At 71.5% G+C, this 16,220-nt stretch carries 16 protein-coding genes; 1 reads left to right on the top strand and 15 read right to left on the bottom strand.

Annotated features, from left to right (window positions below):
• Nucleotides 1–171: 171 nt before the first annotated feature.
• The 9 genes from AC3RXY_RS13685 to AC3RXY_RS13645 form a co-directional block, all read right to left on the bottom strand.
• Nucleotides 172–798: an alkylhydroperoxidase domain protein gene (locus AC3RXY_RS13685; protein WP_491511473.1), complete on the bottom strand. Its 627-nt coding sequence runs from the start codon at nt 796–798 to the stop codon at nt 172–174.
• Nucleotides 795–1,382: a CMD domain protein gene (locus AC3RXY_RS13680; RefSeq protein WP_491511472.1), complete on the bottom strand. Its 588-nt coding sequence runs from the start codon at nt 1,380–1,382 to the stop codon at nt 795–797. The genes AC3RXY_RS13685 and AC3RXY_RS13680 overlap by 4 nt, the downstream gene beginning before the upstream one ends.
• A gap of 73 nt (nt 1,383–1,455) precedes the next feature.
• Nucleotides 1,456–2,457 (bottom strand): putative FMN-dependent luciferase-like monooxygenase, encoded by a 1,002-nt coding sequence (locus AC3RXY_RS13675; protein WP_491511471.1) that lies wholly within the window; start codon nt 2,455–2,457, stop codon nt 1,456–1,458.
• A 35-nt stretch (nt 2,458–2,492) separates the two neighbouring features.
• Nucleotides 2,493–4,112 carry an ABC transporter ATP-binding protein gene (locus AC3RXY_RS13670; protein ID WP_491511470.1) on the bottom strand — a complete coding sequence of 540 codons (1,620 nt, stop codon included), beginning with the start codon at nt 4,110–4,112 and terminating at the stop codon, nt 2,493–2,495.
• Nucleotides 4,109–5,017 (bottom strand): ABC transporter permease, encoded by a 909-nt coding sequence (locus AC3RXY_RS13665; protein WP_491511469.1) that lies wholly within the window; start codon nt 5,015–5,017, stop codon nt 4,109–4,111. Before AC3RXY_RS13665 ends, AC3RXY_RS13670 begins: the two co-directional genes overlap by 4 nt.
• Nucleotides 5,014–6,090, bottom strand: a complete 1,077-nt coding sequence (locus tag AC3RXY_RS13660) for an ABC transporter permease (protein WP_491511468.1) — start codon at nt 6,088–6,090, stop codon at nt 5,014–5,016. The genes AC3RXY_RS13665 and AC3RXY_RS13660 overlap by 4 nt, the downstream gene beginning before the upstream one ends.
• Before the next feature lie 89 nt (nt 6,091–6,179).
• A complete protein-coding gene (locus tag AC3RXY_RS13655; RefSeq protein ID WP_491511467.1) occupies nt 6,180–7,835 on the bottom strand; it encodes a TIGR04028 family ABC transporter substrate-binding protein in 1,656 nt (551 codons plus the stop codon).
• A gap of 250 nt (nt 7,836–8,085) precedes the next feature.
• Nucleotides 8,086–8,826 (bottom strand): sulfite exporter TauE/SafE family protein, encoded by a 741-nt coding sequence (locus AC3RXY_RS13650; RefSeq protein WP_491511509.1) that lies wholly within the window; start codon nt 8,824–8,826, stop codon nt 8,086–8,088.
• Nucleotides 8,827–9,057: 231 nt separating this feature from the next.
• Complete coding sequence (locus AC3RXY_RS13645) at nt 9,058–10,008, bottom strand: 1-phosphofructokinase family hexose kinase (RefSeq protein WP_491511466.1); 951 nt, start codon at nt 10,006–10,008, stop codon at nt 9,058–9,060.
• A gap of 159 nt (nt 10,009–10,167) precedes the next feature.
• Between AC3RXY_RS13645 and AC3RXY_RS13640 the strand changes: the two genes are divergently transcribed.
• Nucleotides 10,168–11,367 (top strand): pyridoxal phosphate-dependent aminotransferase, encoded by a 1,200-nt coding sequence (locus AC3RXY_RS13640; RefSeq protein WP_491511465.1) that lies wholly within the window; start codon nt 10,168–10,170, stop codon nt 11,365–11,367.
• Between the two features lie 97 nt (nt 11,368–11,464).
• Here AC3RXY_RS13640 and AC3RXY_RS13635 read toward each other — a convergent pair whose 3' ends face one another.
• From AC3RXY_RS13635 to manA, 6 genes are all read right to left on the bottom strand, one after another.
• The gene (locus AC3RXY_RS13635; RefSeq protein WP_491511464.1) at nt 11,465–12,601 is read right to left on the bottom strand and encodes a UDP-N-acetylmuramate dehydrogenase; all 1,137 of its coding nucleotides are present in this window, start codon (nt 12,599–12,601) and stop codon (nt 11,465–11,467) included.
• A 2-nt stretch (nt 12,602–12,603) separates the two neighbouring features.
• On the bottom strand, nt 12,604–13,029 hold the full coding sequence (locus tag AC3RXY_RS13630; protein ID WP_491511463.1) for a MaoC/PaaZ C-terminal domain-containing protein: 426 nt from the start codon (nt 13,027–13,029) through the stop codon (nt 12,604–12,606).
• A complete protein-coding gene (locus AC3RXY_RS13625) occupies nt 13,026–13,472 on the bottom strand; it encodes an FAS1-like dehydratase domain-containing protein (RefSeq protein ID WP_491511462.1) in 447 nt (148 codons plus the stop codon). The genes AC3RXY_RS13630 and AC3RXY_RS13625 overlap by 4 nt, the downstream gene beginning before the upstream one ends.
• A 117-nt stretch (nt 13,473–13,589) precedes the next feature.
• A complete protein-coding gene (locus AC3RXY_RS13620) occupies nt 13,590–14,441 on the bottom strand; it encodes a sulfite exporter TauE/SafE family protein (RefSeq protein ID WP_491511461.1) in 852 nt (283 codons plus the stop codon).
• Nucleotides 14,413–14,880, bottom strand: coding sequence for a ribonuclease E activity regulator RraA (rraA, locus tag AC3RXY_RS13615; RefSeq protein ID WP_491511460.1), 468 nt, complete (start codon nt 14,878–14,880; stop codon nt 14,413–14,415). Before rraA ends, AC3RXY_RS13620 begins: the two co-directional genes overlap by 29 nt.
• 136 nt (nt 14,881–15,016) lie before the next feature.
• A complete protein-coding gene (manA, locus tag AC3RXY_RS13610; protein ID WP_491511459.1) occupies nt 15,017–16,195 on the bottom strand; it encodes a mannose-6-phosphate isomerase, class I in 1,179 nt (392 codons plus the stop codon).
• Between the last annotated feature and the right edge of the window lie 25 nt (nt 16,196–16,220).

The following is a 16,220-nucleotide window of genomic DNA, read 5'->3' as shown; positions in this document are numbered from 1 at the left end:
CCTCTTCCCCCACCCCCTTTTCCCCCCCTGCCCCCCTCCTCACCCCGACACAACAGAATTCTCCGTGGGGGGGGTGTACACACTCGCGGGTGCCCCCACCCCCCACCGGAAAATCCTGGTGACTCGGCACGCGCGCAGCGCGCTCGGCGCGCTGGGGCCGATACGCAGCGGTCAGTCCAGCGGCACGCCGGGGGCTACGGCACGGCCGAGGGTCAGCATCAGGCGGTTCGCGTTGTTGAAGAACGCCGCGCCCTGAAGCACGTCGAGGATCGCGAGGTCGTCGAGGCCGGCATCCCGCAGCGCGAGCACATGATCAGCGGTCAGCGCGAGCGGCGTGCGTGTGAGCGCGGCCGCGGCATCCTTCACCGCGTTCCACCGCGCGCCGAGATCGGCGTCGAGCCCGTCCGCGAGCAGGCGCGCGACGTCGTCCTCCCGCCGCGACAGCTTCCCGGCGAAACGCGCGTGCACCGACGCGCAGAACACGCAGCCGTTGACCCGCGACGCCACCGCGGCCGCGAGCTCACGATCGGCGCGCGGCGCTCCGGCGTTCTCGTTGTAGAAGATGCCTTTGTCGGTCCTGGTCCGGTTGTGGAGCAGCTCAGGATCGCGCGCCAGGAGGCGGAAGTACGCGCTGTTCGCCCGTGCTTCGTCGATGAGGCCGTCGAGCTGGCGTTGCGTGAGATCCTCCTTCGCCGGGGGCTCGAGCCACGGCACCCAGCCGACGACCTCGGTGGTGAAGGCGTCGGGGTGGGGCAGGTCGTACCGATAGGTTCCCTGGGCAGAAGACGTGCGGGTCATGCGGCCACCTCTTTCAGGATCGTGAGCGCGGCGATGGTGCGCTGCTGGAAGGCGAGGAACGCCAGCTCCTGCGAGAGCGTGACGATCGCGTCGGCGCCCCACCCCGCTGCCAGGAGAAGGTCGTGCGATGCGCCGTCGGTCTCGCGCAGGCGCAGGGTGACGAGATGCGCGTGGGCGAGGGCCGCGGCCAGGCGCGGCTCGATGCCGGGCAGGTCTGCGGCGTCGAGCCGGGGGCCGTCGGTGCTCTCGGCCTGCAGGCCGGGTTCTGCGTACGCGCCGTAGGGGCCAGGAGCGGCGGTGTCCGCCGCCGCGGCGAGCACCGCGGCGGCGGCATCGGGGTCGGTCTCGCGCGCCGCATCGGCATAGAACGCCGCCGTGGCGTCGTCCGCGGTGAGGCGCGTCGCATAGGCGGCGACAAGCCATCGGTCGGCGACGGAGAACGCGCTGTCGTCGACCGGGGCGAAGATCGACGCGAAGTACTTCTGCGCGTACGCACGCACATCGGGCCGGCGCCGGCGCAGCGCGTCGAGCTCGGGGGTGACGGCGGCGATCCTGTCGATCACGTCGTCTGGCAGGGTGGGCATGTCGTTCCTCCGGTGGTCTGGTGTCCGGGCGGGTGCCGGACGGCGGGTGTGTTCCGGCGGGTGCCGGATCAGGTCAGGCGGGCTGCAGCGCCGGCCAGCCGAGGCGCGGCGCCACCTCGGTCGCGGCGAGTTCGAGGGAGCGCAGGATGTGCTCGTGCCCCGGATCGACCGAGTGCACCTGGATGGCGACCTCGTCGACGTGCGAGAGCGTCTCGTCTGCGCCGAGCAGCGCGGCGATGTCGTCCGGGTCGCCGACGAAGGTGTCAGCCGTCGCGGCGATCGACGCGGGCGACCGCAGGTCGAGCTCGCGGCCCTGCAGCTCGGCCTGGCCTCGCAGCCGTGCCAGCCCGGCCTCCGCGAGGCGCAGGGCATCGGCCGTCGAATCGGCGACGAACACCGCCCGCGACGCGGCGATCCGCGGCGCGGCACCGGCGGGGAGCGCCGCACGATACGCCTCGATGATCGGGATCTGAATGTCGGCGAGCGACGCCAGCCGCGTGCCAGCGTCGCGCGGCTGGGCCTTGGACAGCAGCAGCGCGTTGCCGTTCTCCCCCGCCGAGATCCCGCCAGATGCCGAGAAGGTCGCCTGCCAGATACGCCGTCGGATCTCGCCGCCGTGCGGGTAGAGCCGGTTGCCGGCCCCGATGTCCTCCCCCTCCAGCGCACGGTGGAGACGGGCGAGCTTGCCGCGGTAGTCGGCCGCCTTGTGCGCGGCATCCAACCCGAACGGCACGAACGATTCCGGCCGGGTGCCGCTGCCGACGCCCAGGTCGATGCGGCCGTCGCTGAGCAGGTCGGCGACCACCGCGTCCTCCGCCACGCGCACCGGGTCTTCCAGGGTGAGGGTGACGATGCCGGTGGCGAGGCGGATGCGCGGGATGCGCGCCGCCGCGTTGGCGAGGAACACGAAGGGCGCCGGCAGGCCGCCCTCGACGAATCGGAAGTGATGCTGTGCGACCCACGCACGCTCGTAGCCGAGCCGCTCGGCGTGCGCGATCTGGGCGAGGGCGAGACGGAGCCGCTCGGCAGGGCTGACGTCGTCGAGGAGCCGGGTGAAGAAGGACAGGGCGGTCATGGTGCTCTCAGATCTCGAATGGCGGATGTCAGGCGTCAGATGGCGTAGGTATCGAACGCGACCCGCGGGATGGCGTCCAGCAGCGCTCTGGTGTACTCGTGCTGAGGGGAGGCGAAGACGTCGCGCACCGCGCCCTGCTCGACCGCCCTGCCCTGCCGCAGCACGGTGACGGTGTCCGCCAGCCGCCGCACCACCGCGAGGTCGTGGGAGATGAACAGATAGGTCAGATCGCGTTCGCGCTGAAGATCTTCGACCAGGGCGAGGATCTGCGCCTGCACCGTGACGTCGAGGGCGGAGACCGGCTCGTCGAGCACGACCACCGCGGGCTCCGGCGCGAGGGCGCGGGCGATCGCCACCCGCTGGCGCTGGCCGCCGGACAGCTCGCGGGGACGGCGCGCGTGGAAGCGGGCGTCGAGGGCGACGCGGTCGAGCAGGGCAGCGGCGCGTGTCTTCGCCTCCCGCCGGCCGGCGAGACCGAAGCGGATGATGGGCTCCGCGACGATGTCGAGCACGCTCATCGCGGGATCGAGCGAGGCGTAGGGGCTCTGGTAGACGTACTGCACGTTGCGGCGGAACGCCCGCCGTTCGCGTTTCGCGAGCGCGGTGACCTCCTGCCCGGCGACGGTCGCGGTTCCCCGGGACGCCTGCTCGAAGCCGACCAGGATGCGGGCGATCGTCGACTTCCCCGAGCCGGACTCCCCCACGATCGCGTGGGTCGTGCCGCGCGCGACGCGGAAGGACACGTCGTCGACGGCGGTGACCGCTCCTGTCCCGCGCTGGGCGTCGAAGATCTTGCCGAGACCCGAGACGACGATTTCCGGTGTCTCGCCCTGGCCCGCGGCCGTGCCGAGCGGGGCCCGGAACGGCGGGGTGTTCAGCGCGGGGGCGTTGGCCACGAGCAGCCGGGTGTACTCCCCCGCCGACCCGCCCAGGATCGTCTCGATCGGGCCGGCGTCCTCCACCCGGCCGTTGCGGAGCACGATGATGCGGTCGGCCCGCTCCGCGGCGAGGCCCAGGTCGTGGGTGACCAGCAGCACCCCGCTGCCGTCGTCGTGACGGATCTCGTCGATGAGGTCGAGCACCCGGCGCTGCACGGTCACGTCGAGGGCGCTGGTCGACTCGTCGGCGACGATGAGCGCCGGCCGCAGCGCGATCGCCCCGGCGATCAGCGCGCGCTGGCGCTGACCGCCCGAGAGCTCGTGCGGGTAGGAGCGCGCGATGCGGTCGCCGTCCGCGAGTCCCACGCGGTCGAGCAGCTGACGCACCTCCCGATCGATCCGGTCGGCGGAGCGCTCGCCGTGGATCCGCAGCACTTCGCCGATCTGCCAGCCGATGGGTTTGAGCGGATCGAGGGACGCGGTGGGATCCTGGGGGATGAGGCCGATCTCCCTGCCGAGGATGCGCTCGAGCCGCGCGCCGCGCGCGTGGGTGATGTCGGCCCCGTTGACCGACACGGTGCCACCCAGCAGGCGGGCGCCCTGCGGCAGGAGCCCGATCGCGGCGAGGGCCGCTGTGGTCTTGCCCGATCCGGTCTCGCCGACGAGCGCGACGGTCTCGCCGGGGCGGATGTCGATGTCGACGCCGTCGACGGCGATGAGCCGTCCGCGCCGGGTCTCGTAGCCGACGACGAGACCGGTGGCCTTCAGCACGCTCATCTGCGCACCCCCCAGGACTGGCTGATGCGGTTGGTGGCGAGCACGACCAGGAGCAGCACGATGCCGGGGAAGGCGGTGACCCAGGGCGCGGCGCCGAGGAGGTTGCGGCCCTGCGCGATGATCATCCCCCATTCGGGATGCGGCGGCTGAACGCCGTAGCCGAGGAACCCGAGGGTGGACAGCGCCAGGATCGCGCCGCCGAACTGCAACGCGAACAGGGCGAGCACGGGCAGGAGCGAGTTGGGCAGGATGTGGCGGAACAGGGTCGTGACGAACCCGCATCCCGAGCCGTGAGCGGCTTCGACGTACTCGCTCGCCCGGACGGTGATCACCTCACTGCGCACCAGTCGGGCGAAGCTGGCGATCGAGCCGACGCCCACCGCGATCGCCGTGTTCACCGTGCCGGTGCCCAGGAGTGCGACCAGCGTGAGAGCCAGCAGCAGGCCGGGAACCGCGAGCAGAACGTCGACGACGCGCATGACGACGGTGTCGGCGATCCCGCCGGTGGATCCGGCGATCGCGCCGAGCACGACGCCGAACCCGAGTCCGATGGTCACCGCGATCGTGGCGCCCAGAAGCGACTCGCGGGCGCCGAACACCACCCGGGCGAGCTGATCGCGGCCCACCTGGTCCGTTCCGAAGGGGTGGGCCGCGCTCGGCGGGGCGAGCCCGGCGGCGGCCGGATCGTAGGGGCCGATCGGTGCGAACCACCCGGGGGCGAGCGCCCACGCGACGACGACCGCGATCACCGCCCAGGCGAGCACGAGCGTGATCGACGGCAGCGGGCGGCGGCGGCGTTCGATGCGATGCACGCTGCCGGACGCGCGGACGCCGGGGGCGGTCTCTGTCGCTTGCTCGGCCGCGGCCTCGGCCGCCGCCACGGTCGGCGGGGTGAGCGTGGTCATCCGACGACCTCCCTCTTCTGGTCTGGCCTCGTCTGGTCTGGCCTCGTCTGGTCCGGCCTCGTCTGGTCCGGCCTCGTCCGGTCGGCCACGGCGATGCCCTCTGGCGCGGACGCCGTCTGCGCCGCGTCCACGCGACCGCTGCTCCACTGGCGGCGCAGCCGCGGGTCGAGGATCGGATAGAGCAGGTCGATGAGCAGGTTCACCGTGACGAACAGCACCGCCGCGATGATCACCACCGCCTGGATCACCGGGAGATCCTGGGCGGCCACCGCGTCGGCCATCAGCCGCCCGATCCCCGGCCGCCCGAACACGGTCTCGACCACGACGGAGCCGGCCAGGATGTCGGCGAAGATGAGCCCGGCCATGGTGAGCGTCGGCAGGAGGGCGTTCTTCACCGTGTGGCGGGAGAAGATCCACCAGCGCGTGGCCCCCTTGGCCTGCACGACCTGCACGAACGGACGGTGCTGGGCCTGATCGAGGCTGCGCAGGAAGATCTGCGAGAGCGGCGCGGAGATCGGGATCGCGAGGGTGATGACCGGGAGCACGAGCTGCTCGACCGGACCGGGGTTGATCATCGACACCCATGCGAGCTGGAACGAGAACACCTGGATGAGGATCAGGCCGACCCAGAACGCGGGCAGCGAGACCAGCACAGACGGGATCGCCTGGATGAGCCGCCGCAGCCACGCCCCTCTGGCGAAGCCCGCCAGCAGCGCGAACACGGCGGCCAGCAGCACCGCGAGCACGAAGGCCGGCACCGCCACCGCGAGGGTCTGCGGGATCGCGGTGGCCAGGCGCTCCCGCACCGGCACGGCGTTCTGGATCGAGTAGCCGAGATCCCCTCTGGCCGTCCCGGCGATGGCGTGGATGTACTGCAGGAGCACCGGATCGTCCACGCGGTAGTACTCCCGGATCGCGCGGATCTCCTCGCTGGAGAGCCCCATCTCGGGGTTCTCGAACTTGATCATGATGCCGTCTCCCGGCAGCACGGACAGCAGCAGGAAGGTCGCCGTGTATGCGATCCACAGCACCAGCAGGGCCTGCAGCACGCGGCCGGTGAGGTACGTCGCCATCGTTGCTCTCCTCTCGTCTGTCGTGGGTCGTGCTGCCGGCCGCGTCGTGCGCGGGGTCCCCGCGGCAGCCGGCGGCGGGGACGGCGCTGTTAGCGGTCGAGCCAGACGTCGGTCAGATCGACCCGGCCGACGGCCTCCCAGCTGAGCCCCTGCACGTGCGCACGGGTGGCGTAGGTCTGGGGCAGCTCGTACAGCGGGATGACGTACGCCTTGTCGATGAGGTACTCCTGCGCCTCGGCCGACGCGGCATAGCGCTGCTCGGTGAGCGGCAGCCGGGTGATCTCGCCCAGGATCTCGTCGAGGACCGCGTCGCCTGCCTCCGGGGTGAGAGCGAGCGCATTGCGTCGCGAGTTCGACGCGAAGTTCGACCAGATCACGTCGGCGTCGGCGCGGCCGACGTGGGTGATGCTCACCGGCAGCTGCAGCGGATCGCGGTTTCCTGCGGTCTGCGTCGCCTGATCCGGGGTGACGATGTTCAGCTGCACCCCGGCGAGCTTCCACTGCTCGGCGATGAGCTCGCCCAGCTGCTGGTTGAGCGGGAACACCGCCGATGGCCAGGTGGTGAGCTCGAGCCTGGTGCCGTCCTTCTCCCGGATGCCGTCTGCTCCCGGCGTCCAACCGGCGGCCTCGAGCAGCTCGATCGCCGCGTCGAGATCGTAGCCGAGCCGATCGGAGAGGTCCACATAGCCGGCCGCCTCCTGGCTGAGCACCGATGTCGCCGGGGCGAAGCGGCCCTGGTAGATCGTCTCGATCGCCGTGGTGACGTCCGTGGCCTTCTGCAGGGCCGTGCGCACGCTCTCATCGGCGAGGATCGGGTGCCCCGGTCGCAGCGCGAGCGACGGGTTCACCCCCGCGGTCGGGGCATAGTGCACGGTGGCCCCCGCCGCCTCGACGTTCTCGACGTCGTAGACCTGCACGGCACGGATCGCGTCGGCCTGGCCGGAGGTGAGCGCGCCGATGCGCACATTGTCCTCGGGGGTGACGATGATGCTGATGCCGTCGAGATAGGCGCGGCCCTGGTGGTCGTCTTCGGCGGGAGCCCAGTCGTAGTCCTCGCGTGCGGTGAGGTCGTACTGCTGCTCCGGCACGATGTTCGCGACGGTGAACGGGCCGGAGGCGATGTAGTTCTCCAGCTGACACTGCTCCTCGTAGGGCAGGCTCGCGGTGGCCTCCGCGACGATCGCAGCACCGACGACGCTCGTGGCCTGCAGGAAGCCAGGGCTCGGTGCGCTGAAGGTGAAGCGCACGGTGTGCTCGTCGATCACCTCGCTGCCGACGTAGTTGGAGACGAACTCCTGGCTGGTCAGACCCAGCGCCTCGTCGCCCAACCCGAAGTGATCGACGTTGAGGGCGACGACCGCGGCCGTCAGCGGCGTGCCGTCTGAGAAGGTCACGTCGTCGCGGAGGGTGAAGACGTACTCGGTCGCGTCGTCGTTGATCTCCCAGCCCGTTGCGAGCCAGGGGGTGATCTCACGGGTCTCCGGGTCTTGGTAGGTGAGCTTGTCTGCGAGCTGGTTGATGAGCGTCGCGACCGGGTAGAACCCACCCCCGCCGGCGTAGAAGCAGGTGGGCACCTGCGATTCGAGGAAGGTCAGGGTGCCGCCCTGCACGGGGCCAGCGGATGCGGGGTCGCCGGACGCCCCGGGCGCGGGGCCGTCGGCCGTGCCGCACGCGGCGAGCGCGATGGTCGCAGCCGCGGCGGCGAGGCCGGCGACGAGGCGACGACGCGGAGGAGGTGTGGACATGACGGCTCCTGGTGGTGAGTGCGGCGCACAGCAGGGGACTGTGCGTCGGGAGCGCCGAGGTGCCCGGCGGATCCCGTGCACGCCAAGCTAGGGGTGCGCCACGGCTCCCCCGGGACCGCACGGTAACAAACCGCATCGAGATGTCACACAGGGTCGCGCATGACGTCATCCCGCTGCTCCCGGCCGCACGCCGCGCCGTGCTCTGAGCCCGCGCTCAGGCCCCCTGGGCAGGGCCCCTGCGGCACCGGCCTCAGAGCATCAGATGCAGCGCACCCAGGACCGTTCCGCCGATCACCACGCCCTCGAAGAGCCGCTGCGTGATGCGCGTCGCGGTCCACCGTCCGATCAGCGCGCCGACCACGACGGCCGGCACGAGCACCACGGCGAGCAGGAGCGTGTCGACGGTGAGGATGCCGAGCCCGATCGAGATCGGCACCTTGACGATGTTGATGACCGCGAAGAACCACGCGGCGGTTCCCAGGAAGGCCTTCACCGGGAACCGGGCGGCGAGGAAGTACAGCGACATCACCGGGCCGCCGGCGTTGGCGACCATCGTGGTGAACCCGCCGAGCGACCCGTACACCAGCCGCGACACCCGCCCGGGCTTCGGCTGCACCGCGCGGCGACGCTGCCACAGCGTGAACGCCATGAGCGCGAGGAGGATGGCTCCGATCAGCCGCCGCACCCACGCATCGCCGGCGAACGCGAGGAGCACCGCACCGAGCACGAGCCCCGCCACGACGGCCGGGATGAGCGCGACCAGGGCGCGCCAGTCGGCGTGACGCCGGTAGCTGAGGAGCGCGAAGACGTCGCCGACGATGAGCAGCAGGAGCACAGCGGCCGTCGACGCCCGGGCAGGGAGGATCGCGGCGAACACCGCGATCGAGATGGTGTTGATGCCCGGCAGCCCCGTCTTGGACACCCCGATGAGAACGGCCGAGCCGGCCAGGAGCACCCACGCGATCGGCGCGATGTCGGCGAAGGCCGGCATCATCCGCCGTCCGATCCGCCCACCGCCGGGCGGTGTGCGTGCCGGATTCCGACGTGCAGGTCCATGCCGCCTCCTCCGGTCCTCGCGTGGTCCTTCGGCCCATCGCCGCGAGTGCAGACTATCGCCGGCGCGCACACGCGGCCGTATCGTGCTGTCCGCCCGGCCCTGCGCAGCGCCGGAGAGTGCTCGTGCGCGATGCAGGGCACGGCGACCGGGCGAAGCGCCGGCCGGTCAGATCACGACCGGTTCGAGGCCCTCCTCCAGGCGGGCCACGGCGTCCGGGCGGCACAGATCCGTGGCCGGGAGGGCGGCACTCGCCGCACCAGCGGCCACGGCGGCGCAGAACGCCTCCGGCATCGTTGACCCCTGCGCGAGCCGCAGCAGGAACGCCGCGAGGAAGCTGTCACCGGCACCCACCGTGCTGCGCACCGCGATCTGCGGGGAGGGAAGGCGCAGCGCCTCCTCGGCGGTCACGAGCACGGCGCCGGCGCCCCCGAGGGTGAGCGCGACCACCTCGCAGGCCCGCCGCGCGACCAGCTCATGGGCTGCAGCGATCAGACTCTGCTCGTCATCCGTCGGCGCCCCCACCAGCTCACCCAGCTCGCGTGCGGAGGGCTTGACGAGGAAGACCCCCTCCTCGAGAGCCTCGCGCAACGCCTTGCCAGAGGTATCGACCACGCACCTGCTGCCGTTCAGATGCGCCCGGCGGGCGACCCTGGCGTAGAAGTCGGCCGGCGCCCCGGGCGGAAGACTGCCGCTGGCCACGGCGAAGCCGCCGGCCGGCATCTCGTCGTCCACCGCCTCCAGCAGCGCGTTCACCTCCGCCTCGCTCAGGCGGGGCCCCTGGAGCACGAAGCGGAACTGCTCACCGCTGGCGTGCTCGTCGACCGTGAAGCTCTCCCGCGTGCTCTCTGCGATGCGCACCACCCGGCCGGCGACGCCCTCGTGCTCGAGCAGCTCACGATAGGCGGCTCCCGTCGGGCCGCCGACGGTGTAGATCGCCAGCGAGCTGCCGCCGAGGTTGCGCACGACGCGCGAGACGTTGACCCCGCCGCCGCCCGGATCCAGGCGCGCCGGGCCGCAGCGCATCTTGTGCTCTGCCACCACCTCCCCCACCGAGGTCGAGACGTCGAGTGCGGGATTCGGCGTGATGGTCAGGATCGGGGCGTGGGAGATCGCCATGCAGCCATCGTAAGCAGGGATCCGGGGGCCACGACAGGCACCGGCACGCGAGTGCACCGGGCGACGCGCGCTCCGGTGACAGGCCGCGGCCCGTCCTCGGGCCACCTGCGGCCGCCCGACGGTGGATGTGGGCACCATCACCCGGCTACGCTCGAAGACGTGACAGAACGCGCACCGCTCTCCCGCAAGCTCTCCGCCATCGCCGAATCCGCCACCCTCAAGGTCGACGCCAAGGCCAAGGCCCTCAAGGCCGAGGGCAAGCCCGTCATCTCCTATGCGGCCGGCGAACCCGACTTCCCCACCCCGCCGTTCGTGGTGGATGCCGCGGCCGCCGCCCTCGCCGACCCCGCCAGCTACCGCTACACGCCCGCCGGCGGCCTGCCGGTGCTGCGCGAGGCCGTCGCCGCCAAGACGCTGCGCGATTCGGGGCTGGAGGTCTCGCCGAGCCAGGTGATCGTGACCAACGGCGGGAAGCAGGCCGTCTATCAGGCCTTCCAGACCGTGGTGAACCCGGGCGACGAGGTGCTCCTCCCCGCCCCGTACTGGACCACCTATCCCGAGGCCATCCGTCTTGCCGACGGCGTGCCGGTCGAGGTGTTCGCCGGCGCCGACCAGGAGTACAAGGTCACCGTCGAGCAGCTGGAGGCGGCGCGCACCCCGCGCACCACCGCTCTGGTGTTCGTGTCGCCCTCGAATCCCACCGGCGCCGTCTACACCGCCGACGAGACCCGCGCGATCGCCGAGTGGGCCCTCGAGCACGGCATCTGGATCATCAGCGACGAGATCTACCAGAACCTCGTCTACGACGGTGTCCGCGCGGTCTCGGTGGTCGAGGCCGTGCCGGAGGTGGCCGGTCAGACCATCCTCGTCAACGGCGTCGCCAAGACCTATGCGATGACCGGATGGCGCGTGGGCTGGATGGTGGGGCCCGCCGATGCCATCAAGATCGCCGGCAACCTGCAGTCGCACCTGTGCAGCAACGTGAACAACGTCGCGCAGCGCGCCGCGGCCGCCGCCCTCTCCGGGCCGCAGGACGCGGCGGAGGAGATGCGCCGCGCCTTCGACCGCCGCCGCCGCCTGATCGTCGACGAGCTGTCGAAGATCGACGGCGTGCACGTGCCGACGCCGCAGGGCGCCTTCTACGTGTACCCCGACGTGCGCGGGCTCCTCGGACGCACGTGGGGCGGGGTCACCCCGACCACATCGCTCGAACTCGCCGACCTCATCCTCGACCAGGCCGAGGTCGCGGTCGTCCCGGGCGAGGCCTTCGGCCCCTCCGGCTACCTGCGTCTGTCGTACGCCCTGGGCGACGACCAGCTGATCGAGGGCGTCCAGCGCCTCCAGCGCCTCTTCGCGTAAGCACGGCGCTGCGCCAAAACAGGCGAAGAGCACCAGAACAGGCCATTTCTGCAGATTTTGGCCTGTTCTGGTGCTCTTCGCCTGTTTTCGTGCCGGGCTAGAGGTCGACGCCGATCAGCACCGGTTCGGGATGCAGCAGCAGCCCGAACTCCGCATGCACGCGACTCTGGATGAAGCGCGCCAGCTCGGCCAGCTCGTCTGCCGACCCCTGGCCGCGATTGGTGAGGGCGAGGGCGTGCTTGCTCGACACCGCAGCGCGCGAGCGCGGCAGCCGGAAGCCCTTGCGGATCCCCGCCTGCTCGATGAGCCAGGCCGCGGAGACCTTGACGTCTGGCCGGGTCGTCGCGGGAGCCGGCACCTGACCGTCCCACGTCTGCAGCGGGATGACCGTCACCGCGTCGAGGTCTGGCATGACCGGCCAGCGCGGGCAGGCATCGGGGAGCGTCCGGGCGAAGGCCTCGGGGACGACGGCATTCTGGAAGAACGACCCGGCGCTGTACGTGTCGGGGTCGGCGTCGTCGAGCAGCATCCCCTTCGCGGCACGCGTGGCGAGGATGCGCTCCCGCACCCACGCGAGCGGCACCGGGTCGTACCCGTCGAGCCCGAGAGCGCGGCGCAGCTGCTCCCCCTGGATCACACGACCCTGGTCGCCGACATCGGCGAGGTCGAGGGTGATCGACAGGATCACCGCCGAGCGCTCCGGGACATCACCGTAGTGCTGCTTGAGCACCGAGGTGCGGAACCCCAGGCCCAGCTCGGACGCCGGCACCGTGGACACCTCGCCGGTGAACTCGTCGATCAGCTCGACCTCGACCAGCGTCTCCTGGATCTCCTGCCCGTACGCCCCCACATTCTGCACCGGGGCAGCTCCGGCGGTGCCGGGGATGCCGGACATCGCCTCGATGCCCGCGAGCCCCTGCGCGACCGCCGTCGCGACGACGTCGTCCCACTCGTGGCCAGCCTGGATGCGCAGGCGCGCCCGGCCGGGGTGGGGCGAGGGAAGCCGCTCGATGCCGGTGGTGAGGACCCGGATGACGGTTCCGGCGAAGGGCTCATCGCCCACGAGCAGGTTGGAGCCGCCGCCGAGCACGAACCAGTCGTCGCCGTCGGCCCAGACGGTGCGCAGTGCGTCGATGAGCTCATCGCGCGTGGACGCGTCGATCATGCGCTCCGGCGCCGCGCCGGTGCGCAGGGTGGTGAGCTGCGACAGCGGGATCGGCGTGACCTCCGTCACGCTCACGCCTCGTCGAGCGCGATGCGCAGCTGTGACTTGGCGAGCACTGTCGTGCCGCCGCAGGTGACGGTCAGGTCGATGCGCGCGGAGGTCTCGTCGACGGCGCCCACCGTGGCGACCACCGTCACCTCGGCGCCGGCCTCTGGGTCGACCACGACCGGACGGGTGAACCGCACGCCGTAGTCGAGGATGCGCGGCGCGGCGCCCCCGGATGCCGCGGCGATCGCGGAGACGACGACGGAGGAGGCCAGCCCCATCGTCAGCATCCCGTGCGCCAGGACGCCGGGCAGACCCACCGCTGCTGCGACATCGTCGCGGTAGTGGATCGGGTTGAAGTCGCCCGATGCGCCCGCGTAGCGCACGAGCGACTCACGGGTGAGCGGGATCGTCCGCTCGGCGATCTGCTCTCCGACGACGTATGCCATCATTCTCCCTCTCCGACCAGCAGCATCGCGGTGGCGGTGACGACGTGATCGCCCGCGGCATCGGTGATCTCGGCCTCGCTGGTGATCATCGCGTTGCCGCCGACGGTACGGATGCCGGTGACCCGCAGCTGTGCGACGAGCTCGTCGCCGGCGACGATCGGACGCGTGTAGGTGAAGCGCTGCTCGCCGTGAATCGTGCGGGAGAGCTCGATGCCGGAGTCCGGCTGGCCGAGGAGCTGCTGGAGGGTGAGGTCTTGCACGACCATGGCGAACGTCGGCGGTGCGACGACATCCGCGTAACCGAGCGCACGGGCCGCGTCGACGTCGGTGTGCAGGGGGGCGTCGGCGAACACGGCGCGCGCGAACTCGCGCACCTTCTCTCGCCCGACGAGATACGGCGCGGTCGGCGGGAACTCTCGGCCGACGAGATCGGGGTTCACTGGCACGGTCTCATCCTAGGCCGTGCCCCGAACTTGCCGAGTCCACAGGATATTCAGCTGCTCGCAGCTGAATATCCTGTGGACTCGGCGGATAGCGCGAAGCGCGACCCTCGCGCTTCGGGATTATGCCGCGTCGCCGCGCTGCGTCCGCTGCTCCTTGATCGCCTTCATCGCGAGCTGAGCGCCGATCACCACGAGATATGCCGCAAAGAGCATGTTGCCGGTGAGGGGGTCGATGAGGGTCGCAATCCAGGCGCCGAGCGCCGTCGTCGTGCACGCCGCGACACCGATCACCAGGCCGGCGGGGATGTCCACGTTGCGGTGGCGGATGTTGCCGATGGTTCCGGAGATCGCGGTGGGGATCATCATCAGCAGCGATGTGCCCTTGGCGATCAGGTCGCTCGTGCCGAACGCGAGCATGAGCACCGGCACCACGACGATGCCCCCGCCCACGCCGATGAGCCCGGAGATGACCCCCGTGATGATCCCGGTGACCACCAGGCCGATGATGGTGAGCGCCGTGAGGTCGAACGCCGCGTCGCGCGACGGGACGACGACGAACAGGCTCACGATGACGATCGCGAGGAATCCGACGAAGCACCAGCGGACCACCGGCTGCGAGAGCCGTTGCAGCAGGCGCACCCCGATCTGCGCCCCCACGACCGCCCCGCAGGCGAGGATCAGCGCCGGGATCCACGCCACCGCGTCGTGGGCCGCATAGGAGATGACGCCGACCGCCGCTGTCGGCACGATCGCGAGCAGGGATGTGCCAGCGGACAGCTTCTGCCCGAAGGCCAGGAGCAGCACCAGAAGCGGCACGATGACCGTGCCGCCGCCCACACCGAACAACCCGGAGAGGAGGCCGGCGGCCAGGCCGATCAGGACGAGGAAGAGCCAGTCGCGCGTGCGGCGCGCCGTCGTGGTCTCAGTCACGGTGCCCGGGCCGTCAGCGCTCGACCAGGATGCCGTCCTCATCGGCGTAGAGTCGCGCTCCCGGCCGGAACACCACCCCGCCGAACTCCACCGGGACGTCGACCTCGCCGATGCCATCCTTCGCGCTCTTGCGCGGGTTCGTGCCGAGGGCCTTGACGCCGAGCTCGAGCTGCGAGATCGCGACGCTGTCGCGCACCGGTCCGTGGATGACCACGCCGGCCCAGCCGTTGGCCACGGCGCTCTCGGCGATCATGTCGCCCATGAGCGCCGTCTCGAGCGATCCGCCGCCGTCGATGACCAGCACGGCGCCCGCACCGGGGCTGTTCAGGAGCTCCTTGACGAGAGCGTTGTCCTGGAAGCAGCGGACCGTGCGCACCGGGCCGGAGAAGGCCGGATGACCGCCGAAGGAGCGCAGCTGCAGCGACAGGGACTGCAACTCCTCACCGAACTCGTCGTACAGGTCTGCGGTGGCGGTGGCCATGGGCACTCCCCTCGTCGGCGTCCTCTCGGGTGCCGCGCGTGCCGCCGGCATCCGGAACGGCTCTACCCTACCCACCGCATGAGACACCCGGCGCCGGAGATGACCTCCGGTCGCATCCCCTCGCCGCCCGACCGCCTCAGGAGGCGAGGAAGAGCCGTCCGTCCCCGGCGACCGCGACCTCGCCCTCCCCGGCCAGGAGCACGGCCTCGCCGCGCCCGAGACGGCGAAGCTCCCCGGCGAACCGGATCTCGAAAGCACCCTCGAGCACGAAGGCGATCGCATCGCGCACGGTCAGCTGCGCGTCACCCTCGACGAGGCGCAGGACGAAGGGGACGTCCTCTCCGGAGGGGACGGATGCCGGCCGGTAGGCGCGCACGTGCGCCGCCTCCGGCTCTGCCACGAGCACGGAGGCCGGGCCGGGCGTCGTGTCGACGACGGCCAGCAGCTCCGGCACGTCGACGTGCTTGTGGGTGAGCCCGCCCCGGAGCACGTTGTCGCTGGGGCCCATGAGCTCGACGCCCAGACCACGCAGGTAGGCGTGGATGTTGCCCGCCGGCAGCCACAGGCAGTCTCCGGACGCGAGCCGCAGGTGGTGCAGCAGAAGGGCAACGGCGATCCCGGGATCACCGGGGTGGGCGGCGGCGAGGCGTCCGACGAGCTCGAAGCGCGCCGCGTCGCGCGCGGCGGCCGGCACGAGCTGCGCGATCAGTGCGTGAACGCTCTCGTCGTCCGAGAGGAGCCAGCCGAGCGCGGCGCGGATGCCGTCTGCCTCCGACGCTCCGTCGCGCAGCCGCCCGATCCAGGCGTCGAACGGCGCCGGGTCCGCGGCGAGCGCGGCCAGCGCCTCGATGTCGGCGATCGCCTGGTCCGTCGGGCGGAAGCCGCACAGTCCTTCGAAGCCGTCCGCGACGGCCACGACGAGCTCCGGCTTGGCGAAGGGATCGCGATAGTTGCGGTGCGGGGCGTCGATCGGGATGCCGGCGGCGTCTTCCGCGGCGAACCCCGACGCCGCCTCGGCGGGCGAGGGATGCGCCTGCAACGACAGAGCGGAGTCGATCGCGAGGAGCTTGAGCAGGTAGGGCAGGCGGCGCCCGGAGGCCTCCTCCCATGCGTGGAGGTCGGCGAAGCGCTCGTCACCCGGGGTCGCACTCGGGTTGGACGGATGCGCGCCGAACCACAGCTCGGCCTCCGGCCCGCCCGTGCCTTCCCGCCCGATGGCCTGCGCGATGCCGTCGCGCACCCCCCAGTCGTATGCCCGCGGTGTGCTGTCGATGGCGATGATCGCCGGTCCGGCGTCGTGTGAGATTTCCCCCATGGCTCCAGGATGCCGCATCCGCCGC

This window comes from Microbacterium longlingense (assembly GCF_058349825.2).
The sequence above is the reverse complement of the archived record's forward strand: the minus strand, read 5'-3'. Positions and strand labels throughout refer to the sequence as shown.